General features: G+C 57.4%; 18 protein-coding genes and 5 pseudogenes. 14 read left to right on the forward strand and 9 right to left on the reverse strand.

Features of this window, described 5'->3' with window-relative positions:
• Positions 1–299 precede the first annotated feature (299 nt).
• From GF111_RS23515 to fliD, 4 genes are all read right to left on the reverse strand, one after another.
• Complete coding sequence (locus tag GF111_RS23515; RefSeq protein WP_038882061.1) at positions 300–1,160, reverse strand: helix-turn-helix transcriptional regulator; 861 nt, start codon at positions 1,158–1,160, stop codon at positions 300–302.
• A gap of 308 nt (positions 1,161–1,468) precedes the next feature.
• Positions 1,469–1,837 (reverse strand): flagella biosynthesis regulatory protein FliT, encoded by a 369-nt coding sequence (fliT, locus tag GF111_RS23520; protein ID WP_038876898.1) that lies wholly within the window; start codon positions 1,835–1,837, stop codon positions 1,469–1,471.
• The gene (gene fliS, locus GF111_RS23525; RefSeq protein ID WP_047730474.1) at positions 1,837–2,247 is read right to left on the reverse strand and encodes a flagellar export chaperone FliS; all 411 of its coding nucleotides are present in this window, start codon (positions 2,245–2,247) and stop codon (positions 1,837–1,839) included. The genes fliT and fliS overlap by 1 nt, the downstream gene beginning before the upstream one ends.
• A 26-nt stretch (positions 2,248–2,273) precedes the next feature.
• Positions 2,274–3,674, reverse strand: coding sequence for a flagellar filament capping protein FliD (gene fliD, locus GF111_RS23530; protein WP_134268268.1), 1,401 nt, complete (start codon positions 3,672–3,674; stop codon positions 2,274–2,276).
• Positions 3,675–3,955: 281 nt separating this feature from the next.
• On the opposite strand from fliD, the gene GF111_RS23535 reads away from it, so the two are divergent.
• The 7 genes from GF111_RS23535 to tcyN all read left to right on the forward strand — a co-directional run bounded on the left by GF111_RS23535 (position 3,956) and on the right by tcyN (position 9,993).
• The gene (locus GF111_RS23535) at positions 3,956–5,071 is read left to right on the forward strand and encodes a flagellin FliC (RefSeq protein ID WP_055316326.1); all 1,116 of its coding nucleotides are present in this window, start codon (positions 3,956–3,958) and stop codon (positions 5,069–5,071) included.
• Positions 5,072–5,253: 182 nt separating this feature from the next.
• The gene (locus GF111_RS23540; RefSeq protein WP_004934752.1) at positions 5,254–5,976 is read left to right on the forward strand and encodes an RNA polymerase sigma factor FliA; all 723 of its coding nucleotides are present in this window, start codon (positions 5,254–5,256) and stop codon (positions 5,974–5,976) included.
• A 55-nt stretch (positions 5,977–6,031) separates the two neighbouring features.
• Entirely contained in the window at positions 6,032–6,541 is a 510-nt protein-coding gene (fliZ, locus tag GF111_RS23545; protein ID WP_025303240.1) for a flagella biosynthesis regulatory protein FliZ, read from the forward strand.
• A gap of 125 nt (positions 6,542–6,666) precedes the next feature.
• On the forward strand, positions 6,667–7,659 hold the full coding sequence (locus tag GF111_RS23550) for a D-cysteine desulfhydrase (RefSeq protein WP_025303239.1): 993 nt from the start codon (positions 6,667–6,669) through the stop codon (positions 7,657–7,659).
• Positions 7,660–7,774: 115 nt separating this feature from the next.
• A complete protein-coding gene (tcyJ, locus tag GF111_RS23555; RefSeq protein WP_038876910.1) occupies positions 7,775–8,575 on the forward strand; it encodes a cystine ABC transporter substrate-binding protein in 801 nt (266 codons plus the stop codon).
• On the forward strand, positions 8,575–9,237 hold the full coding sequence (gene tcyL / locus GF111_RS23560; RefSeq protein WP_025303237.1) for a cystine ABC transporter permease: 663 nt from the start codon (positions 8,575–8,577) through the stop codon (positions 9,235–9,237). The genes tcyJ and tcyL overlap by 1 nt, the downstream gene beginning before the upstream one ends.
• A gap of 3 nt (positions 9,238–9,240) precedes the next feature.
• Positions 9,241–9,993 (forward strand): L-cystine ABC transporter ATP-binding protein TcyN, encoded by a 753-nt coding sequence (tcyN, locus tag GF111_RS23565; protein WP_038876913.1) that lies wholly within the window; start codon positions 9,241–9,243, stop codon positions 9,991–9,993.
• A gap of 31 nt (positions 9,994–10,024) precedes the next feature.
• Here tcyN and GF111_RS23570 read toward each other — a convergent pair.
• Together GF111_RS23570 and putA are read right to left on the reverse strand one after the other, a co-directional pair.
• A pseudogene (locus tag GF111_RS23570) lies at positions 10,025–10,117 on the reverse strand (type II toxin-antitoxin system HicB family antitoxin); the annotation flags it as partial.
• A 214-nt stretch (positions 10,118–10,331) separates the two neighbouring features.
• Positions 10,332–14,303, reverse strand: coding sequence for a trifunctional transcriptional regulator/proline dehydrogenase/L-glutamate gamma-semialdehyde dehydrogenase (gene putA / locus GF111_RS23575; protein WP_147190149.1), 3,972 nt, complete (start codon positions 14,301–14,303; stop codon positions 10,332–10,334).
• A 571-nt stretch (positions 14,304–14,874) separates the two neighbouring features.
• Between putA and putP the strand changes: the two genes are divergently transcribed.
• From putP to phoH, 5 genes are all read left to right on the forward strand, one after another.
• Complete coding sequence (putP, locus tag GF111_RS23580) at positions 14,875–16,359, forward strand: sodium/proline symporter PutP (protein WP_038876917.1); 1,485 nt, start codon at positions 14,875–14,877, stop codon at positions 16,357–16,359.
• 244 nt (positions 16,360–16,603) lie between these two features.
• The gene (gene efeU / locus GF111_RS23585; protein WP_047730478.1) at positions 16,604–17,449 is read left to right on the forward strand and encodes an iron uptake transporter permease EfeU; all 846 of its coding nucleotides are present in this window, start codon (positions 16,604–16,606) and stop codon (positions 17,447–17,449) included.
• Between the two features lie 20 nt (positions 17,450–17,469).
• Entirely contained in the window at positions 17,470–18,606 is a 1,137-nt protein-coding gene (efeO, locus tag GF111_RS23590) for an iron uptake system protein EfeO (protein WP_060433320.1), read from the forward strand.
• Between the two features lie 11 nt (positions 18,607–18,617).
• Complete coding sequence (gene efeB, locus GF111_RS23595) at positions 18,618–19,916, forward strand: iron uptake transporter deferrochelatase/peroxidase subunit (RefSeq protein ID WP_147190151.1); 1,299 nt, start codon at positions 18,618–18,620, stop codon at positions 19,914–19,916.
• A 718-nt stretch (positions 19,917–20,634) separates the two neighbouring features.
• Positions 20,635–21,423, forward strand: coding sequence for a phosphate starvation-inducible protein PhoH (phoH, locus tag GF111_RS23600; RefSeq protein WP_015378226.1), 789 nt, complete (start codon positions 20,635–20,637; stop codon positions 21,421–21,423).
• 144 nt (positions 21,424–21,567) lie between these two features.
• Here phoH and GF111_RS23605 read toward each other — a convergent pair.
• Positions 21,568–21,759, reverse strand: a pseudogene (locus GF111_RS23605) (tyrosine-type recombinase/integrase); the annotation flags it as partial.
• Positions 21,760–21,833: 74 nt separating this feature from the next.
• Between GF111_RS23605 and GF111_RS23610 the strand changes: the two are divergent.
• A pseudogene (locus GF111_RS23610) lies at positions 21,834–22,252 on the forward strand (transposase); the annotation flags it as partial.
• Here GF111_RS23610 and GF111_RS23615 read toward each other — a convergent pair.
• Both GF111_RS23615 and GF111_RS23620 read right to left on the reverse strand, forming a co-directional pair.
• Positions 22,243–22,479: pseudogene (locus GF111_RS23615) on the reverse strand (Presumed portal vertex protein); the annotation flags it as partial. The pseudogenes GF111_RS23610 and GF111_RS23615 sit on opposite strands and share 10 nt — an antisense overlap.
• Positions 22,476–23,123: pseudogene (locus GF111_RS23620) on the reverse strand (oxidoreductase); the annotation flags it as partial. The pseudogenes GF111_RS23620 and GF111_RS23615, both read right to left, overlap by 4 nt.
• Positions 23,124–23,373: 250 nt before the next feature.
• Here GF111_RS23620 and GF111_RS23625 point away from each other — a divergent pair.
• A complete protein-coding gene (locus GF111_RS23625; protein WP_047730482.1) occupies positions 23,374–24,564 on the forward strand; it encodes an MFS transporter in 1,191 nt (396 codons plus the stop codon).
• The last annotated feature ends 4 nt before the right edge of the window (positions 24,565–24,568 follow it).

The raw sequence follows: 24,568 nt of genomic DNA on the forward strand, positions 1-24,568 counted from the left end.
TTTTAATGCTGACGGTACTCGTCGTATTAATTGGCATTCTGGTTAAACTGGACTGAAGTCTGACCAGGCGATAAAAGCCTGGCCATTTTATTGTGCGGCAAGTAAGCGCATCATGTCTTCTTCATACAGCAATGCTAAAAGCCACAGCCCCAACAACATTATTGCCAGAGAAAATAATCGCTTTTCATTACGCATCGTTTAATTTGCTCTTCGGCGGTTCGACGTTGCGTAGCCTATCTCAGCGTTGTGACAACTGTTAGGGACCTGTGCCAAATAAAGCCATTTTGTTGCGCGTTTATTTATGTTTCTCCGGCGGCTATTGCTTCGGCCCCCAGGGGGCCAGGTTCCATAATCCTTTGGTGGCCGCGAATGGCGGTCGGCGCAAAGCCGAAGCGCTTGCGAAAACGTTCGGCGAAACGCGACGCGCTTTCATAGCCGACATGTTGTGCGATGGCGGATATCGGCCAGTCGGTGGATTGCAGCAGGGCCAGCGCACTGCTCATGCGCACGTCGATCATCAGGTTGCGCAACGCGGTATTTTCCATCGACAGTTTGCGGCGCAGCATCACTTCACTCATCGACAGGCTCTCCGCGACTTTGGCCGCGGTCCAAATGCTGTGCGGATCGGTTGCCAGGCAGCGGCGCACGCGCTGCGTCAGGTCTTTGGCTTCGTTGTGGATGAAGCGAATGCCGAACTGGGCCAGCCACAGCAGAATTTCCAGCATTTTGTGCCGCACGATGATGGTGGGAAAACGCTGCCGGAGCGCCAGCGCCAGGCTGGTGGTCTCAAAGCTGTGCTTCAGGGCGCAGGGTAGATTGCGCAGCGCCAGGACGGCATCGAACGGCATCGGCGCCGGCGTTTCCTCGGCCGGAGGCTGAAAAGTGAGCAGCAGAGGGTCGCAGGTCAGCAACTGACAGCTGAACACGCCCTCTTCGGAGGGGCCGTTAATAATATCCACCGTTTGCCCCCCGTCGATAATCAACAGCTCGCCGGGATGAGCCACCACTTCGTGTTGTTGCCAGCGTACGCGCTTATGGCCTTGTTGTATCAGATACAGATGTGGTTGCTCAAAATAAACTGAAGGGAATAATAATTCAGTATGCTGAACGATGTGCGCTGAGGCACCAATTCCTGGACAGAGATTAATTGTACGTTCCATCGATATTCATTTCGCAGCCATTATCTGGGAATATCTTTACGCTTTGATCCGCGTTGGAGCAACATTTTTCCATGGGCTGTGAAACACAGCGGCGTGTTTTATCTATCAAAAATCAATTTCCTGCTGAACAGAAAACGTCCGTGTCGGGATGATGCTTATCCATTAAAGTGAGAGCCAGGCTCGAAGTGCGCATTTTACCAATTACCCATAAACTGAATAATTCAAATGCCATAGATTAATATCCTAACGTAACCCGAGAGTAATAGCGCATGGTGCTATTTAATCCATTTTCGTCAGTATTGTCGATCTTATCGGACCTGTGGTTCCCCCAGCAACAGCGCGCGGTCATGAAACTGGCCGTAGGTATTGTTGACCACGTTCTGGCGCGTGGACTGCTCGATCAGCGTTTTCAGCTCATCCATGCGCTGCTGTAACAGACGCTTGAGCTCGGTTTCGTTGTCGAGGATCTGTTGCAGCTTATTGCGCAGCATCTCCTGCAAGGCCATAGACGGGCCGGCTTGCCCGGTAAAGGCGGCGGTTTTTTCCACCGCCGTCACGTAGGCGAATTCGAGTTCGACGAGCTCTTCCCAGCGCCCGGTTTGCGCCAGCGCGATCATCTGGCTGCTCAGGCTGTAAATTTGTTGATAAGCGGCTAACAGCTGCTGTTGACGTTCCATTACACGGCGTCCTGCGAAGGTTGGTAGTTGGGGCCGATCTGGCGCCATGCGTCGGCGATGTTCTCCAGCAGTTTGACCACTTCGGTGATCGCCGCCTCGTCGTTATGCAGGTTGGCCTGCATTAACCGACGCTTCATGTAGTCGTACAACGCCGCCAGGTTTTCGGCGATCTCGCCGCCCTGCTGAGGGTCCAGGCCGCCTTTCAGGCCGTTGTCGATGATGTTGATGGCTTTGGACAGCGCCAGGCCTTTGCCGGCGATATCGCCCTGGTTCATCAGGATGCGTGCGCGAAGCAGGGCGCTGAGCGCCCCGTCGAACAACATCACGATTAACTGGTGCGGGCTGGCGCTCATGGCGCCGCTTTCCAGACTGACCTGTGCATAGGCCTGAGTGCCGCTACGGTTATACATGCTGTTTTCTTTGCCTTGTTAAAGGGTTATTTGAACTGTTGAGCCAAATAGTTACTGGTGCCGTTCATTTTCGACATCATGGTATCCAGCTGAACGAACTGTTGTTTATAACGATCGATGGTGTTTTGAATGCTGGCCGTGACCGTGGTGATCTGGCTGTTCAGGCGATCGAGGTTAGTGTTGATGCTTTTGGTCGAGTTCTCGATGATGCCGCCGGATTTGATGTAGCTCTGGATCTCGTTGTGGATCTCGGTGGCCATGCCGGTGTCTTTGCCGTTACCGACGAAGAAGTTGCTGACCTGATCCGGCTTTTCATCCATCGCTTTCTTCAGCTTGGCGCTGTCGATTTCCAGCTTGCCGGTTTTGGTGTTGGTAGAGATGCCGAGGTTGCCCAGACCTTTTAATTCCGGATTGTCTTGGGCGGCGCTCAGCGCGCTTTTGATCGACGACTGAATGCCGCGCAGGGTGTTGTCGCCCAGCAGCGGGCCGTTGGTTGGGTTTGGCGCTTCGCCGGTTTTCACCGGGGTGAACTTGGACAACGCGTTGAAGGTGTCCAGCAGCGAGTTATAGCTGTCGACCCACTCTTTGATCTTGTCGGTGGTGCCGGCGGTGTTGGTGCTGATCACCAGGTGTTGCGGTTCATTGGTTTTGGTTTTGGTTTTCAGATCGATGGTGACGCCCTGCAGGGCATCGCTGATCGAGTTGGTGCTGCGTTTGATGGCCGTGCCGTTCACCATCAGCTCCGCGTCCTGCGGCGCGACCGTCTGCTTCATGGCGGTGGTGGTGCCGCGGGTGGCGGTGTAGTTCAGGATATCGCCCAGTTTGTCGTCGTTGTCGACCTGGAGGGAAATCTTGTTGTTTTCACCAGTGGTGGAGGAACTGATCGCCAGCTGATAGTCGTTGTCGCCGACGCGCATGATGCTGGCGGTGACGCCGGCCTTGGCGCCGTTGATGGCGTCGCGCAGCTCAACCAGCGAGGTTTGATCGTCGCTCAGCGGGATTTTGGTGGCTTTCGGCGGGTTGCCGGCGGTGATGGTCAGGGAGCGGTCGGTGGCGCCTTTGGTGCCTAACTTGGCGCCCTGGTCGCTGACTTTCGCCTGAGTGGTCAGGGTTTCTGCCTGCGCTAGGTTCTTCACTTCCACCACATAGTTGCCCGGCACCGCCTTGGCGTTGGTGGTGATCTTGAAGGCGTCGTGTTCGGTGGCGGTGGTGGCCTTGAAGAAGTCCTCTTTCGCCATCTCTTTGCTGAGGTTGTCGAACTTTTCCAACGCGCCCTTCAGCGTGCCGTAACCGGTCAACTGGGCTTTATAGCTGGATTGTTTGGTGGTGTAAGGGGTCAGGCGCTGTTGTTCCGCTTTGGTCAGCTTATCCAGCAAGCCGTTGAGGTCGAGTCCTGAGCCGAGACCTAATGAACTGATCGTTGCCATGAGTAATTCTCCTTGATTATGACTTTATTCGCTTTACGCGTTATCGGCCCAGTGATGAAAAAGTTTACCGAAAAAAACAAAAAACCGATGGCGCAATAGAAGAGGGAAAAACCGCGTTATTTCCGCCATTGCCGCCGGCGCAAAAAATTTTAAAAAATTGCTAAAGGTTGTTAGGGGAGGGCCGATACCTGAGGGGACGGTGGTTGACGCCGTGGGCAAACAAGCCCGAACCTTTTAACTGTGTTGCGAAGAACGCAACTGACTCGTAAGGAAAGCAAACAATGGCACAAGTAATCAACACTAACAGCCTGTCTCTGATGGCGCAGAACAACCTGAACAAATCTCAGTCTTCTTTGGGCTCTGCGATTGAGCGTCTGTCTTCCGGTCTGCGTATCAACAGCGCGAAAGACGATGCTGCGGGTCAGGCGATCTCCAACCGTTTCACCGCGAACATCAAGGGCCTGACTCAGGCTTCTCGCAACGCCAACGACGGTATCTCCCTGGCGCAGACCACTGAAGGCGCACTGAACGAAGTTAACGACAACCTGCAGAACATTCGTCGTCTGACCGTACAGGCGCAGAACGGTTCCAACTCTTCCAGCGATCTGAAATCCATCCAGGACGAAATCACTCAGCGTCTGTCTGAAATCAACCGTATCTCCGAGCAGACCGATTTCAACGGCGTGAAAGTGCTGAGCAGCGATCAGAAACTGACCATTCAGGTTGGCGCTAACGACGGCGAAACCATCGATATCGACCTGAAAAAAATCGACGCTAAGCAACTGGGTCTGGATACCTTCAACGTGACCGACAAAGGCAACAAAGTTGGTTCTCAGATCGTTGATGGCTCAACCATCAAGTACGATAACGCTGGCACTACCGTTGACGCTACTGTTGTTGCCCCAACCGGTTTAGCTGCCAACGAAAAATTTGTATCTGGTACCGATAAAGACGGAAAGGCTCTGTACATGATTGAGTCTACCGGCACTGACGGTAAGAAGTCTTATACCGAAGCTAAGGCTACATTTACCGCTGCAGTTGCTGGTGACCCAACTGCAACACCTCCAACTGCAGACGTTCCAGCAAAAGTTACCTTCGCTAAGGGGGGCGCAGCTGTAAACATGCCTGATCCACTGGCTACCCTGGACAAAGCGCTGTCTCAGGTTGACTCCCTGCGTTCTTCCCTGGGTGCGGTACAGAACCGTTTCGATTCTGTTATCAAGAACCTGAACAGCACCGTGAACAACCTGTCCGCTTCTCAGTCCCGTATCCAGGATGCTGATTACGCGACCGAAGTGTCCAACATGAGCCGTGCCAACATCCTGCAACAGGCTGGCACCTCTGTTCTGGCACAGGCTAACCAGTCTACTCAGAACGTGCTGTCCCTGCTGCGTTAATCGTCTCTCCCGATTAACTGTCGCAAAGAAACCCCGCTTCGGCGGGGTTTTTTTATGCTCGCGCACCGCGCGGTTATTACATGGCGCAAATAAAGCCCGTTTTGTGCGACTGTTCAGCCGATTGGCATTTCGCCCCCTACGCATAATAGCGCTGACTCTCTTATCCGCAGGTTTAAGACATAGTGAGCGATCTGTATACCGCCGAAGGCGTGATGGACAAAAATTCTCTCTGGCTGCGCTACGTCCCGTTAGTGCGCCACGAGGCGTTGCGCCTGCAGGTCAGGTTGCCCGCCAGCGTGGAGCTTGACGACTTGCTGCAGGCCGGGGGAATCGGGTTATTGAACGCCGTTGAGCGTTATGACGCCCTACAGGGAACCGCCTTTACCACCTATGCGGTGCAACGCATTCGCGGCGCGATGCTCGACGAACTGCGCAGCCGCGACTGGGTGCCGCGCAGCGTGCGGCGCCATGCGCGCGAGGTCGCGCAGGTGATGCGGCAACTGGAACAGCGTTATGGCCGTCCGGCGAGCGAGACGGAAGTGGCGCAGACGCTGAATATCTCGCTGGATGAGTACCGTCAAATTCTGTTGGACACCAATAACAGCCAGCTTTTCTCCTACGACGAATGGCGCGAGGAGCATGGCGAGAACGCGGAACCGATGCTGGAAGGGCATGAAGAGGCCAACCCGCTGCATCACCTGTTGGAAGGCAGCCTGCGCCAGCGGGTGATCGACGCCATCGAGGCGTTGCCGGAGCGCGAAAAAATGGTGCTGACGCTGTATTACCAGGAAGAGTTGAATCTCAAAGAGATCGGCGCCGTGCTGGACGTCGGGGAATCCCGCGTCAGCCAATTGCACAGTCAGGCGATCAAACGGCTGCGCGCGCGGCTGGCGAACGATACCTGACGGCGGCCCACCGCCCCTCAACTCGATGACTCATGCGACAATCGGACTGCCCTTTATGCCAGGAATACTGTTGAAGAAACGGCCGCTTAGCCGTTACCTGAAAGACTACAAGCACAGCCAGACCCATTGCTCCCAGTGCGGCAAACTGTTGGACCGCATGGCGCTGGTGTTTCGCGGCAAGATTATCAATAAAGAAGCCATCGCGCGCATGGATCAGCCGATCGACGATGCGGTCTGGCAAAACGTGCAGCACGAGCTGACCGCGCTGTGCCGCTTCTGCAGCGAGATCTCCTGCAACAGCCACCCCAGCTATTTCGACATCATGGCGTTCAAACAGTATCTGTTCGAGCAGACCGAGATGAGCCACAGCACCATCCGTGAGTATGTGGTGCGGCTGCGCCGGCTGGACGAAATGCTGGTGGCGCGCAACTACCCGGCGGACAAGTTCGCCAGCAGCGCCAGCCATCAGCGCATCATCGACGATCTGCCTACCGCGGCGCACAACAACTACCGCATTGCGCTGCGCAAATACGATCAGTATCTCGCCTGGCAGCGCAGTTACTGAGACTTTTCCCCGGCCGTTGGGCCGGGGCCTGCTGTTTCCCCCGTGATAAAGGATGATTATTCAGTTCACATCTGATAAATCTATCGCTTATCTGATGTCGATATTCGATTCCCTGGGGGGAAGTAGTGAACCTGCAACAACAACTGGCGCAATTCCCGCGTCTGGATCTGGTTGGCACCGCCACACCGCTGGAAAAGCTGTCCCGCCTCTCCGATTACCTCGGCCGCGAAATCTACCTTAAACGTGACGATGTCACTCCTATGGCCATGGGCGGCAACAAGCTGAGAAAGCTTGAGTTTTTGGCCGCCGACGCGCTGCGTCAAGGTGCCGATACGCTGGTCACCGCCGGCGCCATTCAATCCAACCACGTGCGCCAGACGGCGGCGGTGGCGGCGAAACTGGGCCTGCACTGCGTCGCGCTGCTGGAAAACCCTATCGATACCCGCGCGGAAAACTACCTGACCAACGGCAACCGCCTGTTGCTCGGCCTGTTCAACGCCGAGGTGGTGATGTGCGAAGCGCTGCACGATCCGCAGCAGCAGCTGGCGGAACTGGCGACGCGCCTTGAGGCGCAGGGCTTTCGCCCTTACGTGGTGCCGGTGGGCGGCTCCAATGCCCTGGGCGCGCTGGGATACGTGCAGTGCGCATTGGAAATCGCCGAGCAGAGCCAACGCAGCAACGTGGCGTTCAGTTCGGTGGTGGTGGCGTCCGGCAGCGCCGGCACCCACGCCGGGCTGGCGGTGGGGCTGCAGCAGCTGCTGCCGGAAACCGAACTGATCGGCGTGACCGTCTCGCGCACCGTGATCGATCAGCTGCCGAAGGTGGAGCAGATCCAGAAAGCTCTGGCCTGTTCGCTGAATATCGACGAACTGGCGCCGATCGCGCTGTGGGACGATTACTTCGCGCCGCAGTACGGCATGCCGAACGAAGAGGGCATGGCGGCGGTGCAGCTGCTGGCGCAGCAAGAGGGCGTATTGCTGGATCCGGTGTACACCGGCAAAGCGATGGCCGGTTTGATCGACGGCATTGCCCAGCGGCGCTTCCGCGATGAAGGCCCTATTCTGTTCGTTCACACCGGCGGCGCGCCGGCGCTGTTCGCCTACCATCCGCAGGTGTAAACACCGCTTGTTATTCCATTTTGAACTATATTTATAAAGTTATATTCCTTTATGCGGGCAGTCGCACTGTTAAAGTGCTGATATCAAAAAAGATAAATAACACACAGGGGTGTTTATGATGTTTGCAAAAGTTCGTCGTCAATGGCTGTTGGGCGTGGTGGGCGTCGCGTTGGCCGCCGGTTTGGCGACCCAAACCTACGCTGCCGACAATCTGCTGCAGCAGGTGAAGCAGCGCGGCACGCTGATCGTCGGCCTGGAAGGCACCTATCCGCCGTTCAGCTTCCAGGGGGAAGACGGCAAGCTGACCGGTTTCGAAGTGGATTTCGCCAACGCGCTGGCGGAACACCTGGGCGTGAAAGCCAAGCTGAACCCGACCAAGTGGGACGGCATGCTGGCTTCGCTGGATTCGAAGCGCATCGACGTGGTCATCAACCAGGTGACGCTCTCCGATGAGCGCAAGAAGAAATATGACTTCTCCACCCCTTACACCGTTTCCGGTATTCAGGCGCTGGTGAAAAAAGGCAACGAAGGCACCATCACCAAGCCGGAAGACCTGAAGGGCAAGAAGGTCGGCGTTGGCCTGGGCACCAACTATGAGCAATGGCTGCGCGCGAACGTGCAGGGCGTAGATGTTCGCACCTACGACGACGACCCGACCAAGTATCAGGATCTGCGCGTTGGCCGCATTAACGCCATTCTGGTGGATCGCCTGGCGGCGCTGGATCTGGTGAAGAAAACCGGCGATACGCTGGCGGTAGCCGGCCCGGCGTTCTCTCGTCAGGAGTCCGGCGTGGCGCTGCGCAAGAACAACCCAGAGCTGCTGGCCGCGATTGACCAGGCGATCGCCGAGATGCAAAAAGACGGCACGCTGGCGAAGATCTCCGAGAAATGGTTTGGCGCGGACGTAACTAAATAATGCACGAAAGTATTCAACTGGCGCTGGATTCAGCGCCATTTTTATTGAAGGGCGCAATACTGACGCTTCAGCTCAGCCTGGGCGGCATGGCGTTGGGGTTGCTGCTCGGTTTTCTGCTGGCGCTGATGCGCCTTTCGCCGCTGTGGCCGCTGTCGTGGCTGTCGCGCATTTACGTGTCGCTGTTCCGCGGCACGCCGTTGATCGCCCAGCTGTTTATGATCTACTACGGTCTGCCGCAGTTCGGCATCGAGTTCGATCCTTTCCCGGCGGCGCTGATTGGCCTGTCGCTCAATACCGCCGCCTACACCTCGGAAACGCTGCGTGCGGCGATTTCGTCGATCGACAAAGGGCAGTGGGAAGCCGCCGCCAGCATCGGCATGACCCGTTGGCAAACCCTGCGCCGAGTGATCCTGCCGCAGGCGGCGCGCACCGCCTTGCCGCCGCTGGGCAACAGCTTCATCGGCCTGGTGAAAGACACCTCGCTGGCCGCCACCATTCAGGTGCCGGAACTGTTCCGTCAGGCGCAGCTGATCACCTCGCGCACGCTGGAAGTGTTCACCATGTACCTGGCGGCCTCGCTGATTTACTGGGTGATGGCGACCCTGCTTTCCGCGCTGCAAAACCGTCTGGAAGCCCACGTTAATCGCCAGGATCAGGAGTAGTGCATGAGTGCCATTGAAGTTAAGCAATTGACCAAGCAGTTTAAGGGTCAGACGGTGCTGCATGGGATCGATCTGGCGGTGGACGCCGGCGAAGTGGTGGCGATCATCGGGCCGAGCGGCTCGGGGAAAACCACCTTATTGCGCTGCATTAACCTGCTGGAGGAGCCGGATTCCGGCACCATTCGCGTCGGTGATATCCTGATCGACGGCAGCAAGCCGCTGAGCAAACAGAAAAATCAGGTGCGAGCGCTGCGCCAGCAGGTCGGTTTCGTGTTCCAGAACTTCAACCTGTTCCCGCACCGTTCGGTGTTGGAAAACATCATCGAAGGGCCGGTTATCGTCAAGGGCGAGGCGAAAGCCAGCGCGGAACAGCGGGCTCGCGCGTTGCTGGCCAAGGTGGGATTGAGCGGCAAGGAGCAGGCGTATCCGCGGAGGCTGTCCGGCGGCCAACAGCAGCGAGTGGCTATTGCGCGCGCGCTGGCGATGCAGCCGGAGGTGATCTTGTTTGATGAGCCGACGTCGGCGCTCGATCCCGAGCTGGTGGGGGAAGTGCTCAATACCATGCGCTCATTGGCGGAAGAGAAACGCACCATGGTGATCGTCACCCATGAGATGAGCTTTGCCCGCGACGTGGCGGACCGAGTTATCTTTATGGACCACGGCCGCATCGTTGAACAGGGCCCGGCCAAAGCGCTGTTCGCCAACCCGCAGCACCAGCGCACTCAGCAATTCCTCGACAAATTCTTGAATCAATAAGACGGCGGGGGGGAGCTTCCCCCGTTCGCATTCACTCCGTTTTCAACAACTCGTTTCGCGCGGCGGCGGCGAGAAACCCGCTGCGGCTAACGTATCCCGGGTGTTGCCGAACCCGAGAGTCAATGTGACGAGTAGCGTTCTGCCACGGTTTGCAAGCAGACTAATTCGTTCTGAGTTCACCCTGTTGTTATCGCCCATGAGGCGCCGCATCCTCGTGCCAGGATAGCAAGACGCTAACGGCTGACCGGGCTGCGGGCAATAAAAAACCCTGCACAAGTGCAGGGTTTACGTAGCAGTGAGCCAATCAGGCGGCCATGCATGGCCGCCTTGACGATGCGTTAACCGATGGTCATCAGGCTGGCGTTACCGCCGGCGGCGGCGGTGTTGACGCTCAGCGAACGCTCGATCAGCAGGCGTTCCAACAGGATGTTGGTTTCACCGTGGGCGAAGCCCTGCACCGAGACAATGGCGCCGCCGCGCTGCGCGATCTGCTCGCACAGGGTGCGCAGCTGGTCGGCATCGCCGTGGTAGATGGCGGCGTCGAACTCGACCTTGTCCTGCTGCCAGTCTTTGCTGAAGGCGATGCGCGCCTGCACATCGTTCGGCAAGCGGCGGAACAGATTGCGCTGCAGTTCCGCTTCCGGCCACAGCGCGCTGCTGCCGACCGCCAGCACGGCGGCCAACTGGATCAGCGCGTCGGCTTCGTTATCCGCCAGGCACAGCACGCGTTCACGCGGCAGCAGGGCATAGGTATTGCGCTCGCCGGTCGGGCCCGGCAGCGGGCGTACGGTGCCGCCCTGGCCCAGTTCCGCATAGCGCTGCGCCAATGCCGCCAGTTCGCCGTGTTGGCTGGTGACCGCCCATTTCTCCAGCGATTGCAGCGCGCCCAACAGCTGCGGCCGCGCCGTGGCTTCCATCGGGCGCTCATCGTCCTGACGGTGCAGCGTACGCTGCAGCGCGTCGTCCGGACGGTTGGCCAGCAGACGGTACAGGTACAGCGGGCCGCCGGCTTTCGGGCCGGTGCCCGACAGGCCTTCGCCGCCGAACGGCTGTACGCCGACCACCGCACCAACCATGTTACGGTTGACATACAGGTTGCCGACCTTGGCGCGTTCGGTCACCCGGGCGATGGTTTCATCGATACGGGTGTGAATGCCCAGAGTCAGGCCATAACCGGCGGCGTTGATCTGATCGACCAGCGCGTCCAGATTGTTGCGCTGGAAGCGCACCACGTGCAGCACCGGGCCAAAGATCTCTTTTTGCAGCTCGTCGAAGCTGTCGAGCTCGATCAGCGTCGGCTTGATGAAGGTGCCGCGCGGCCACTCTTTCTCATCCTGCGCGCTGCCTTTGGCGGCCTGGTACACCTTGCGGCCTTTGGCGCGCATCGCCTGGATGTGGCGTTCGATGCCGGTTTTGGCTTCGGCGTCGATCACCGGGCCCACGTCGGTAGACAGGCGCTCCGGGTTGCCCATGCGGCATTCGGCCATCGCGCCGCGCAGCATTTGCAGCGTGTGCTCGGCCACGTCTTCCTGAATGCACAGGATACGTAGCGCGGAGCAGCGCTGGCCGGCGCTGTCGAAGGCGGAGGCCACCACGTCGGTCACCACCTGTTCGGTCAGGGCGGAGGAGTCGACGATCATGGCGTTCAGGCCGCCGGTTTCGGCGATCAGCGGCGTCGGACGGCCTTGCGGATCCAGACGGCCGGCGATGCTGCGCTGCAGAATGCCGGCGACGTCGGTGGAGCCGGTGAACATCACGCCGCGGACGCGGGCGTCGTTAACCAGCGTTGAGCCGACGGTTTCACCCTGGCCCGGCAGCAGCTGCAGCACGCCTTGTGGAATGCCGGCTTCCAGCAGGATGCGCACTGCCTGCGCGGCTACCAATGGCGTTTGCTCGGCCGGTTTGGCCAGCACGCTGTTGCCCGCCGCCAGCGCCGCGGCGATTTGGCCGGTGAAGATCGCCAGCGGGAAGTTCCACGGGCTGATGCAGACCACTGGGCCCAGCGGACGGTGGCTGTCGTTGGCGAAATCGTCGCGCACCTGGCCGGCGTAGTAGTGCAGGAAGTCCACCGCTTCGCGCACTTCGGCGATGGCGTTGTTGAAGGTTTTACCCGCTTCACGCACCAGAATGCCCAGCAGGCTTTGCAGCTGACTCTCCATCAACTCGGCGGCGCGTTCGAGGATCGCGGCGCGCTCCGTCGGCGGCGTAGCGAACCAGATTGGGCCGGCGGCCGCGGCGGCGTCGAGCGCACGGCTGACTTCGCCTTCGGTGGCTTCACGTACGTAGCCGACCACATCGCCCGGCTCGGCCGGGTTGATCACCGGTTGCTCCACGCCCTGATCCAATTCGGCATCGATGATCGGTTCCGCGCGCCACGGATGGCTGGCGCTGGTGAGCAGGGCGCTGGAGAGCGAGGCCAGACGCTGTTCGTTGGACAGATCCAGACCGCTGGAGTTAGTGCGTTTCTCGCCGTACAGCTCGCGCGGCAGCGGAATGCGCGGATGCGGCAGGCCGATCTGGCCTTCGCTGGCCGCCAGCGCTTCCACGGCGCTGACCGGATCGGCCACCAGCTCGTCGAGCGGCAGGGTGGCATCGGCGATGCGGTTGACGAACGAGGTGTTGGCGCCGTTTTCCAGCAGGCGGCGCACCAGATAAGCCAGCAGCGTTTCATGGGTACCGACCGGCGCATAGATGCGGCAAGGGCGGTTCAGTTTGCCGTCGGCCACTTTACCCACCACCTGCTCGTACAGCGGCTCACCCATACCGTGCAGGCACTGGAACTCATACTGGCCAGGGTAGTAGTTGTTGCCGGCCAGATGATAGATGGCGCTCAGGGTATGGGCGTTGTGGGTCGCGAACTGCGGATAGATCAGGTTCGGCACAGACAGCAGCTTGCGGGCGCAGGCCAGGTAGGAAACGTCGGTATAGACCTTGCGGGTGTAGACCGGGTAGCCTTCCAGGCCGTCCATCTGGGCGCGTTTGATTTCGCTGTCCCAGTAGGCGCCCTTCACCAGACGGATCATCAGACGACGGCGGCTGCGTTGCGCCATGTCGATCACCGCGTCGATGGCGAACGGGCAGCGTTTCTGGTAGGCCTGAATCACGAAGCCGATGCCGTTCCAGCCGGCCAGCTGCGGTTCGAAGCACAGCTTCTCCAGCAGATCGAGCGAGATCTCCAGGCGGTCGGCCTCTTCGGCGTCGATGTTGATGCCGATATCGTACTGGCGTGCCTGCAGGGTCAGCGACAGTAGGCGCGGGTAGAGCTCTTCCATGACGCGTTCGTACTGCGCGCGGCTGTAGCGCGGGTGCAGGGCGGACAGCTTGATGGAGATGCCGGGGCCTTCATAGATGCCACGGCCGTTGGAGGCTTTGCCGATGGCGTGGATCGCCTGCTGGTAGGAAACCAGGTAGGCCTGGGCGTCGGCTTCGGTCAGGGCGGCTTCGCCCAGCATGTCGTAGGAGTAGCGGAAGCCTTTTTCTTCGAGCTTGCGCGCGTTGGCCAGCGCTTCGGCGATGGTTTCGCCGGTCACGAACTGTTCGCCCATCAGGCGCATCGCCATGTCCACGCCTTTGCGGATCAGCGGTTCGCCGCTCTTGCCGATAATGCGGTTCAGCGAACGGGACAGATTGGCTTCGTTATGCGTGGACACCAGCTTGCCGGTGAACAGCAGGCCCCAGGTCGCGGCGTTGACGAACAGCGACGGGCTGCGCCCGAGGTGCGAGTGCCAGTTGCCGTTGCTGATCTTGTCGCGGATCAGGGCATCGCGGGTCGGTTTGTCCGGAATGCGCAGCAGCGCTTCCGCCAGGCACATCAGCGCCACGCCTTCCTGCGAAGAGAGGGAGAACTCTTGCAGCAGGCCTTGCACCATGCCGGCGCGGCCGTTTGCACTTTTTTGGTTACGCAACTTCTCGGCGATGCCATAGGCCATTTTGTGAGTGGCCTGTGCAAGATCGGCGGGTAATCGCGCCTGTTCGAGCAACATCGGCACCGCTTCGGTCTCCGGGCGACGATAAGCGGCGGTGATGGCGGCGCGGGTAACCGACTGCGGCAGAATTTGTTCGGCGAAATCGAGGAATGGCTGGTGTGACTCTTCCTGCGCTTGCGGCATAATGTCGTCCGCTTCAGGCTGGCCCGCAGCGGCCAGCGCTGGAATTTCAGGAATATCGGAACCGCTCTCGAGACGCTCGAGGTAATTAAAGATGGCCTGCTTGATGAGCCAGTGCGGCGTGCGATCGATACGCTGTGCGGCGCTCTTGATCCGGTCGCGTGTTGCCTCGTCGAGTTTCACGCCCATTGTGGTAGTGCCCATGCCAATCCAACTCCTGTGTTTAGAACCTATCCCATCAGGCTAGACAAACAGCAGGCCGGAAAGCCTGTTGGGATAGGTTCGTGAGATGTGTGGTGTCAAGAATGCAGACAATATCCTGCATGTTGCAACTTTGTGCAACCTTGTTAAATCAGGCTGATGAGCGAAGTGTGAGTTTCATCGATTTTTTAACATGGGCAGTTGGCACGAATGTTGCGTTATTGAGCGAATGCGGCGGGGTTTATGCTGCCGCAGACGCTTTACCTTGCGGTATATAAGGGTAATAACCAGGTGCAACTCATTTTGCTTGTCGTGAGTGCAACCTTTGGGCCCGGTAAATGTGACGCAGGGTAAACTTTGTGTAACTTTGTTGTTAAATATCTTGTTGGTTGATGAAAGGCTCATCTAGGATAACCGACGGTCAACAATTACGGGCAGAAACTATTTTACCTGCACTTGCTCGCAGGCTGCGCCACGTTCCGGCGCGGCGGCCAGTGAAATGCATTGCGCGTGGGTTTACCGGCGCCGGCTTGGCCGGAGCGAAACGCGAATAATAATGAAAGTGGAGAATTAAATGACAATGAGCACACCTATGCTGGTGACCTTCCTGGTGTACATTTTCGGGATGGTGCTGATCGGCCTGCTTGCCTACCGGGCAACCAACAACTTTGATGACTATATTCTCGGCGGCCGCAGTTTGGGCAGCGTGGTGACCGCGCTGTCCGCCGGCGCTTCCGACATGAGCGGCTGGTTGCTGATGGGCCTGCCGGGCGCTATCTTCCTCTCCGGCATCTCCGAAAGCTGGATCGCTATCGGCCTGACCATCGGCGCTTACCTGAACTGGAAGCTGGTGGCAGGAAGGCTGCGCGTACATACCGAAGCCAACAACAACGCCCTGACGCTGCCGGATTATTTCACCAGCCGCTTTGAAGACAACAGCAAGCTGCTGCGCGTGATCTCGGCCATCGTCATCCTGGTGTTCTTCACCATTTACTGCGCCTCCGGCATCGTAGCCGGCGCGCGCCTGTTCGAAAGCACCTTCGGCATGAGCTACGAAACCGCCCTGTGGGCCGGCGCCGCGGCGACCATCCTCTACACCTTTATCGGCGGTTTCCTGGCGGTAAGCTGGACCGATACCGTGCAGGCCAGCCTGATGATTTTCGCGCTGATCCTGACGCCGGTGATCGTCATCTTCGCCGTCGGCGGCATCGATACTTCGATGCTGGTGATCCAGGCGCAGAACCCGGCTAACCTCGACATGCTGAAAGGGCTGAACTTCGTCGCCATCCTGTCGCTGCTGGGGTGGGGCCTGGGCTACTTCGGCCAGCCGCACATCCTGGCGCGTTTCATGGCGGCGGATTCTCACCGCACCATCCGCAGCGCGCGTCGCATCAGCATGACCTGGATGATCCTGTGCCTGGCCGGCACCATCGCCGTCGGTTTCTTCGGTATTGCTTACTTCGCCAACAACCCGGGTCAAGCCGGTAACGTGTCGCAGAACGGGGAGCGTGTGTTCATCGAACTGGCGATGCTGCTGTTCAACCCATGGGTAGCGGGCGTGCTGCTGTCGGCGATTCTGGCGGCGGTCATGAGTACCCTGAGCTGCCAGCTGCTGGTGTGCTCCAGCGCGATCACCGAAGACCTGTACAAGGCGTTCCTGCGTAAAGGCGCCAGCCAGCGCGAGCTGGTGTGGGTCGGCCGCGTGATGGTGCTGGTGGTGGCGTTGATCGCCATCGCGCTGGCGGCCAACCCGGAGAACCGCGTGCTGGGCCTGGTGAGCTACGCCTGGGCCGGTTTCGGCGCCGCCTTCGGTCCGGTGGTGCTGATTTCGGTGATGTGGTCGCGCATGACCCGCAACGGCGCGTTGGCCGGCATGCTGGTCGGTGCGGTGACGGTGATCGTCTGGAAACAGTACGAATGGCTGGGGCTTTATGAAATCATCCCGGGCTTCATCCTGGGCTGCCTCGCCATCGTGGTGGTGAGCCTGATGGGCCGCCAGCCTTCCGCCACCATGACCGAGCGTTTCGATCAGGCGGAAGCCGAGTACAAAACGGTGTAACGTCGTTCGATGTCAGTCGGTAAGGGGCGCGCAGAGCGCCCCTTTTTTTGCCTGCCGATCGCCGTCATCCGGCTGTAACACCTGGCGACATTTGATTAGAAAAAATCACCGTCATGCCTCTTGTATTTATTCTTGGCAGAATGATAATCACTCTCGTTGGTTTTTACGTTTCTTTACATAGTCGCCGCGGCTCATTTTGCAACCACCGTCTCTGCCGCCGCGGTCTTTTCAGGGGTGATTATTTATGTTCGTTCCCTTTCTTATCATGTTCCGTGAGGGGCTGGAGGCCGCGCTGATCGTCAGCCTGATCGCCAGCTACCTGAAGCGCACGCAGCGCAGCCAATGGCTGGGCGCGGTGTGGATCGGCGTGATTGTCGCTGCGGCGCTGTGTCTGGCGCTCGGTATCTTCATCAATGAAACCACCGGCGAGTTCCCGCAGAAGCAGCAGGAGCTGTTCGAGGGGATCGTGGCGGTGGTGGCGGTGGGGATCCTCACCTATATGGTGTTCTGGATGCGTAAGGTGTCCAAGTCGGTCAAGATGCATCTGGAAGGGGCGATCGATCAGGCGCTCAGCGCCGGTAAAGGGCAGGGTTGGGCGCTGGTGGCGATGGTGTTCTTCGCCGTGGCGCGCGAAGGGCTGGAGTCGGTGTTCTTCCTGTTGGCGGCATTCCAGCAAGACGTGGGCGCCGCGGCGCCGATCGGCGCGGTGCTCGGCCTGGTGGCCGCCATCGTGCTGGGCATGATGATTTATTGGGGCGGGGTGAAGCTGCACCTGGCCAAATTCTTTAAATGGACCAGCCTGTTCATTCTGTTCGTCGCTGCCGGCCTGGCCGCCGGGGCGATCCGCGCCTTCCACGAAGCCGGCCTGTGGAACCACTTCCAGGACATCGCCTTCGATTTCAGCAGTACACTATCGACCCATTCGCTGTTCGGCACCCTGCTGGAAGGCATTCTCGGTTATCAGGAAGCGCCGACGGTCAGCGAAGTGGCCGTCTATTTCCTGTATCTGATCCCGGCGCTGATTTTCTTTTTCCTGCCGCAGCGCGCGGAGCCGGCAGCGGCCCCGGCGCAACGTAAAATCAATCATTAATGTTTAATAGGGAATCTCGTATGTCTACTCCGTTATTTCGCCGCAAGGCGTTGCACGCAGCATTACTGGCTATCCCGGCGTTTGCGCTGAGCATCGACGCGTTGGCGGCGGACGTGCCGCAGGTCAAGGTCACGGTCAACGACAAGCAGTGCGAACCGATGCAGCTGACGGTGCCGGCCGGCAAGACGCAGTTTGTGGTGCATAACACCAGCCAGAAAAACGTCGAATGGGAAATCCTGAAAGGGGTGATGGTGGTGGAAGAGCGCGAAAACATCGCGCCGGGCTTCACCCAGAAAATGACCGCCACGCTGGAAGCGGGCGAATACGACATGACCTGCGGGCTGCTGAGCAACCCGAAAGGTAAACTGACCGTCACCGCGGCAACCAACGGCGCCACCGACGGCAAACCGAACGCGCTGGATCTGGTTGGCCCGATCGCCGAATACAAGGTCTACGTCATCAAAGAAGTCGACGGGCTGGTGAAACAGACCAAGCTGTTCACCGACGCGGTGAAGGCCGGCAACGTGGAGCAAGCGCGCAAGCTGTACGCGCCGACCCGCCAGCACTATGAGCGCATCGAGCCGATCGCCGAGCTGTTCTCCGATCTGGACGGCAGCATCGACGCCCGTGAAGACGACTACGAGAAGAAATCGGCTGATCCGAACTTTACCGGCTTCCACCGTCTGGAGAGGGCGCTGTTTGCCGACAACTCGACCAAAGACATGGGCAAATATGCCGATCGTCTGTATCACGACACCGTTGAACTGCAAAAACGCGTGGGTGAACTGACCTTCCCGCCGAGCAAGGTGGTGGGCGGCGCAGCCGGGCTGATCGAAGAAGTGGCGGCCAGTAAGATCAGCGGTGAAGAAGACCGTTACAGCCGCACCGACCTGTGGGATTTCCAGGCCAACGTCGACGGCGCGCAGAAGATCGTCAACCTGCTGCGCCCGCTGTTGGTTAAGGCCAACAAGCCGCTGCTGGACAAGATCGACGCCAACTTCAAAACCGTCGACACCATTTTGGCGAAGTACCAAACCAAAGAGGGGTATGAGTCCTATGAGAAGCTGACCGATGCCGACCGCAATGCGTTGAAAGGGCCGATCACCACGCTGGCGGAAGACCTTTCCCAACTGCGCGGCGTATTGGGTCTGGACTGAGGCATACGGTTATGAGCAACAAGGCAGGCCCGAATAACGGGCCTCACCCGCACTCTCAGGAGGCGGCATCCCCTTCACGCCGCCGTTTGCTGCAGGGGCTGGGGCTGAGCGCGCTGGCGCTGGGCGGCAGCCGCCTGGTGCAGGCGGCGGACAAAGCGGCAGAGCCGTTGGCGGCGCCGCAGGATGAGCGCTGGCAGAAACAGCCGTTTTATGGCCGCCATCAGGCCGGGGTGCTGACCCCGCAACAGGCGGCGATGATGCTGGTGGCGTTCGACGTGCTGGCGACCAGCAAAGCGGATCTGGAGCGCCTGTTCCGGCTGCTGACCGACCGCATCGCGTTCCTGACCCACGGCGGCAAGGCGCCGGAGGTGGACGCCAAATTGCCGCCGCTCGATTCGGGGATCATGGGGCCGGAGATTTACCCGGACAACCTGACCATCACCGTCTCGGTCGGCGCATCGCTGTTCGACGAACGCTTTGGCCTGCAGGCGCAAAAGCCGCTGCGGTTGCAGAAAATGACCCGCTTCCCCAACGATGCGCTGGACGCCGGGCTTTGCCACGGCGATCTGCTGCTGCAGATTTGCGCCAACACCAATGAAACGGTGATTCACGCACTGCGCGACATCATCAAGCATTCGCCGGATCTGCTCAGCGTGCGCTGGAAGCGCGAAGGGTTTATCTCCGCGCATGCGGCGCGCAGCAAAGGCAAAGAGACGCCGATCAACCTGCTGGGCTTCAAAGACGGCACCGCCAACCCGAAAACCGACGACAAATCGCTGATGGATAAGGTGGTGTGGGTCGGCGACAACGTCGGCGAGCCGGCGTGGACGGAGGGCGGCAGCTACCAGGCAGCGCGTATTATTCGCTTCCGCGTGGAGTTTTGGGATCGCACGCCGCTGCAGGAGCAGGAAACCATTTTCGGCCGCGAAAAGCACAGCGGCGCGCCGCTCGGCATGAAGCATGAACATGACGAGCCGAACTACGCGAACGATCCCGACGGCAAGGTGATCCCGATGGACGCGCACATCCGGTTGGCTAACCCCCGCACGCCGGAAAGCCAAAGCAACCTGATGCTGCGGCGTGGCTACAGCTATTCCCTTGGCGTTTCCAATGCCGGGCAGCTGGAAATGGGGCTGCTGTTCGTCTGCTATCAGGCCGATCTGGAAAAAGGATTCCTGACGGTGCAAAAAAGGCTCAACGGCGAAGCGCTGGAAGAATACATCAAGCCGATCGGCGGCGGGTATTTCTTCGTATTGCCGGGTGTGAAAGAGGGCGGCGACTATTTGGCCAGCGGTCTACTCAAAGCCTGAGCGCGCAATGACGAGGCGGGATCTTCCGCCTCGTTGTACGTTGGCTTGCCTATTGTGTGGGACATTAAGCGACGGAGTTCAATTCAATTCGTCGCCTGCGGATTAAAAAATCTGAAGGGCCCGTCGACTTTGGGCTGTGCAAATTTTAATCAGTAAACCAAAGTGTCATTCGCGCTTTTTAATTATAATTTATTGATATTTATAGGGTAAAAATTTTTCTGGAATGACGTGCCGAGCGTGATATAGTGTTTTTGCGCTAACTGAAAACAAAAGATATAAAATTTTTTTACATTTTAGTAACGCGACAGGATTGAATGTCATTATACTGTAATCATCTGGCGGTAGTTTTCACACGGTGCACAGCTTGAAGCTGTAAATATCACTGCGGGGATCGCTAATGGTAAAGTCCTTGGTTGGGCTGGAAAGAAAAAATAACACATCTCCCCTGATTTCTCGTTGTAACGAGGGTTCTCTCTCCGACTCTCTTTTACCGGCAACCCCGCACTCTTATCGCTATCGAATCTCATCACTTTTTATTCCACGTTTATTGATGCAGTCCGCGTTGTCCCGTGAAGACACGGCGCTTAAGCGTTGCCGTCGATTCACCTTGTCCCTTGGCTCTTATTGGCTCGGAGGAGGCCAAAACCTAATACGTGTGTGAAACATAATCGCGCGGCCTGGCCGTTGCGGTAGGTGAAACAAACTGTAAGGTGCCACTATGGGTAGACAGAAAGCAGTGATCAAAGCACGTCGTGAAGCGAAACGCGTTATTCGTCGTGACGCTCGTAGTCATCGCCAGCTGGAAGAAGAGTCTGTGACCTCGCTGGTGCAAATGGGGGGAGTCGAGTCTATCGGCATGGCGCGAGACAAGCGCGATAGCTCACCCATCGAGGCTAGAACCGAAGCTCAGGGTCATTACTTATCAGCCATAGAGAATAAGCAGCTGATCTTCGCCACCGGCGAAGCCGGCTGTGGCAAAACATTCATCAGCGCCGCCAAGGCGGCGGAGGCGCTGATCCATAAAGAGGTGGATCGGATTATCGTTACCCGTCCTGTTTTGCAGGCGGATGAAGACCTTGGCTTCTTGCCGGGTGATATCTCCGAGAAGTTCGCGCCTTATTTCCGCCCGGTGTATGACATTCTGGTGCGCCGTTTAGGCTCTTCCTTTATGCAGTACTGCCTGCGCCCCGAAATCGGCAAGGTAGAGATTGCGCCGTTCGCTTATATGCGCGGACGCACTTTCGAAAATGCGGTCGTTATCCTGGATGAAGCCCAGAACGTGACCGCCAGCCAGATGAAAATGTTCCTGACCCGCCTGGGAGAAAACGTCACGGTTATCGTTAACGGTGACGTGACCCAGTGCGACTTGCCGCGCGGCGTGAAATCCGGCCTCAGCGACGCGCTGGAACGCTTCGAAGAGGACGAGATGATCGGCGTTATCCGCTTTGAGAAACAGGACTGCGTGCGCTCCGCTTTGTGCCAGCGCACGCTTAACGCTTACAGTTAACCTATCCGCTCATGGAAAGGCCGCTTCGGCGGCCTTTTTCTTGCCTTGAATATCAGAATTATCCATATAAAACAGATGGTTAATTTGCGCTACAGACAACTATAACCCTCAGGGAACTATCTATGTGTGGACGCGATGTGGACGCTAAACATGGATTTTGCCTCCTGGCGGATTATAGGAAATTGCATCCTGTAGAAAATCTGGTGCAAAGTGAGCGTAGCTCATTGTCTGTTCAATCCGAGCATGGCCAAGTATCCGCTGGAGCGTGATGATATTGCCCCCGTTCATCATGAAATGAGTTGCGAATGTATGGCGTAACGAATGGGATGCTTGCCCATGTGACCTGCTCCCCGTTGATTAATACACCCCGATGTTAGTTATGTCTTCATAAGCCACATGAGGACATCCCCATGAAGAAGCGTTTTTCCGACGAACAGATCATCAGTATTCTTCGCGAAGCGGAAGCCGGAGTTTCTGCACGTGCGCTCTGCCGTAAGCACGCCATTTCCGATGCCACTTTCTACACCTGGCGCAAGAAGTTTGGTGGCATGGAAGTTCCTGAGGTGAAGCGGCTTAAATCTCTTGAAGAGGAGAGCGCCCGCCTCAAGAAGCTACTTGCCGAAGCCATGCTGGATAAGGAGGCACTTCAGGTGGCTCTGGGGCGAAAGTACTGACGACAGGCCAGAAGCGAGAAGCCGTTGAGTTTATGTGTGAAGCGACCGGTCTGTCGCAACGTCGCGCCTGCAGGCTTACAGGTTTGTCCCTGTCGACCTGCCGCTATGAGGCTCAGCGTCCGGTAGCTGATGCGCATTTATCAGGGCGCTTCACGTAAATGGGTGAGCTGTGGTGCACGGCGGCGCGCAGGCTTTTTGCCAGCCCGGAAAAGCTGACGGGCGGCTCAATCCATTTACCGTTACCGACGCATTCCGTGTAATCCAGAATGTCGCGGCGATCCAATACGGCCGACGGCTCACCAAAGGTGAACGCCTGCATTTTCTGGTCCGGCTTGATGGCGGCCAGATTTCCTTTTGCCTTGCGGCGATTGCGTTTGCTCATCGGTTGAAGTCCAGAATGGATTTAGACGGTTGGCCGTTGGCGGCGGTCAGCGGTTCATTTAACAGGGCGTGCATGGTGGCCCACGCGACATCGGCGTGACTGGCTTCTTCGCTGCGGCTCGCTTCGTAGGTCATGCCCCTGCCGCTGGCGGTCATGGTTTTGCGGATGGCCATAAACGATTTGGTGATGTCGGTATACGCGGTGTCGTATTCGAGCCTGCCGCTGCCGCTGCCGCTGCCGCTGCCGCTGCCGATGGTATCTTTCGCCTTCAGTACCATGGCGGTCTTCACCTCGGCGCTGTAGCGGATTTCGCGGGCGGCCGGGTAGAATGCGCGCACCAGTTGGAAAACGCCTTGCCCGATGCCGGTGGCGTCGATACCGATGTATTCCACGTTGTATTTTTCGGTCAGCCTGCGGATGGATTCGGCCTGCGTGGCGAAATCCATGCCTTTCCACTGGTGGCGCTACAGTATGCGGAATTTGCCGCCGGTGATCATCGGTGGGGCCAGCACCACACAACCGGCGCTGTCGCCGGAGTGCGCCGGGTCATAGCCGACCCACACCGGGCGGTCATCGAAAGGTCGGCTTGCATAGGGGTTAACGTCCGTCCACTCAACCAGACTGTCGACCATGCAGCCCTGCAATTGATTGCATAGATCAATGCGCCGTTATTGATCGGCGCGAACCATCGTCATTCTTTCAAGAATCAACAACTCTCCCAAAATCGTTATCTAGTCTGCCTCCCCCTATACATTGATAGTGGAAACTTACTTACACCGAGTTAATTGTCGCTGAGTAGGCGCTGGCTTCATCTTCACCCACATTGATTTTGTATACCGTTTTGGTATACCATTTTGGTTGGATTTTGAGTGTCGTTGATTTGAGGTGATTTAATTGATTGATAACTACTGGAAAAACAACTTGTTAGTTTGCACTTTAGGTGCTTTTACAACTGTATTTGCAATGACGCTGATGCTGCCTTTCTTGCCTGTATATGTGGAGGAGCTAGGAGTAGTCGGGCACACAAAAGTAGTCCAGTGGTCTGGCATTGCGTTTAGTGCCACGTTTTTTGCAGCAGGTCTTGTTGCACCATTATGGGGATATCTGGGAGATAAATATGGGCGTAAATCTATGCTCGTTAGGGCGAGTTTAGGTATGGCTATCGTAATGTCTCTTATGGGGTTTGCTACGAATATTTGGCAACTAGTTTTTCTACGACTTTTGGCTGGTTTAGCAGGGGGCTATTCATCAGGAGCTACTATATTGATTGCAATACAAACACCTAAGGCTCGTTCTGCGTGGGCTTTAGGCGTTTTAGCATCTGGTGTCATGGCCGGTAATCTTATGGGACCTCTTATCGGTGGGGTAATGCCACCGTTGATTGGTATTCGCCCCACATTTTGGGGGGCAGGTATACTGATTTTTTCATCATTTTTATTAACAGCATTTTATGTAAAAGAAAATCATACAACGGCATTGCTTTCAGATAAAAAGAATGTGATGCATGAGTCTCCTGTAGTGAATCATCGTGTCGTATTTACTATGTTAATTACGGCGTTTTTGCTAATGTTCGCAAACATGTCGATCGAGCCAATTATTACAGTTTATGTTGATAAGCTTGCAAATAATGGGTTAGATACAACATTTATTGCTGGCCTTGTTATGTCGGCAGCGGCTTTGGGAAGTATTTTGTCCGCAGCACAGTTAGGTAAATTGGCAGATCGGATTGGACATGAGAAAGTGATCTCCAGCGCATTATTAGTATCTGGCTTGTTGCTTATTCCACAAGCATTCGTGACCCATGGTTGGCAGCTAATCGCATTGAGGTTTTTAATGGGGTTGGCCCTTGGTGGTCTACTACCTTGTATTACAGCAGTAATCAAGAAGAATGTTAATGATGACAATGCGGGTAAGATATTAGGTTTTTCCGTTTCGGCCCAGTTCTGCGGACAGGTTGTTGGTCCTTTAATGGGAGGGTTTATAGGTGGTTATCAAGGGTTGTCTCCTGTATTTCTATACACTTCAATCATAATGATGTTTGGGGCATATCTTAGTGCCAAGTTGATAAGTAGACATGGTAAATAAATCT

Origin of the sequence: Serratia sp. HRI, assembly GCF_010119335.3 — a bacterium.
Classification (GTDB): Bacteria; Pseudomonadota; Gammaproteobacteria; order Enterobacterales; family Enterobacteriaceae; genus Serratia; species Serratia nevei.

Bases quoted from the DNA above. Each gene is read 5' to 3' on its own strand.
- tcyN (WP_038876913.1), top strand. From the start codon at position 9,241: ATGAGTGCCATTGAAGTTAAGCAATTGACCAAGCAGTTTAAGGGTCAG.
- GF111_RS23535 (WP_055316326.1), top strand. From the start codon at position 3,956: ATGGCACAAGTAATCAACACTAACAGCCTGTCTCTGATGGCGCAGAAC.
- fliZ (WP_025303240.1), top strand. From the start codon at position 6,032: ATGCCAGGAATACTGTTGAAGAAACGGCCGCTTAGCCGTTACCTGAAA.
- tcyL (WP_025303237.1), top strand. From the start codon at position 8,575: ATGCACGAAAGTATTCAACTGGCGCTGGATTCAGCGCCATTTTTATTG.
- fliS (WP_047730474.1), bottom strand. From the start codon at position 2,247: ATGTATAACCGTAGCGGCACTCAGGCCTATGCACAGGTCAGTCTGGAA.
- fliT (WP_038876898.1), bottom strand. From the start codon at position 1,837: ATGGAACGTCAACAGCAGCTGTTAGCCGCTTATCAACAAATTTACAGC.
- putA (WP_147190149.1), bottom strand. From the start codon at position 14,303: ATGGGCACTACCACAATGGGCGTGAAACTCGACGAGGCAACACGCGAC.
- efeO (WP_060433320.1), top strand. From the start codon at position 17,470: ATGTCTACTCCGTTATTTCGCCGCAAGGCGTTGCACGCAGCATTACTG.
- GF111_RS23515 (WP_038882061.1), bottom strand. From the start codon at position 1,160: ATGGAACGTACAATTAATCTCTGTCCAGGAATTGGTGCCTCAGCGCAC.
- fliD (WP_134268268.1), bottom strand. From the start codon at position 3,674: ATGGCAACGATCAGTTCATTAGGTCTCGGCTCAGGACTCGACCTCAAC.
- putP (WP_038876917.1), top strand. From the start codon at position 14,875: ATGACAATGAGCACACCTATGCTGGTGACCTTCCTGGTGTACATTTTC.
- tcyJ (WP_038876910.1), top strand. From the start codon at position 7,775: ATGATGTTTGCAAAAGTTCGTCGTCAATGGCTGTTGGGCGTGGTGGGC.
- efeB (WP_147190151.1), top strand. From the start codon at position 18,618: ATGAGCAACAAGGCAGGCCCGAATAACGGGCCTCACCCGCACTCTCAG.
- phoH (WP_015378226.1), top strand. From the start codon at position 20,635: ATGGGTAGACAGAAAGCAGTGATCAAAGCACGTCGTGAAGCGAAACGC.
- efeU (WP_047730478.1), top strand. From the start codon at position 16,604: ATGTTCGTTCCCTTTCTTATCATGTTCCGTGAGGGGCTGGAGGCCGCG.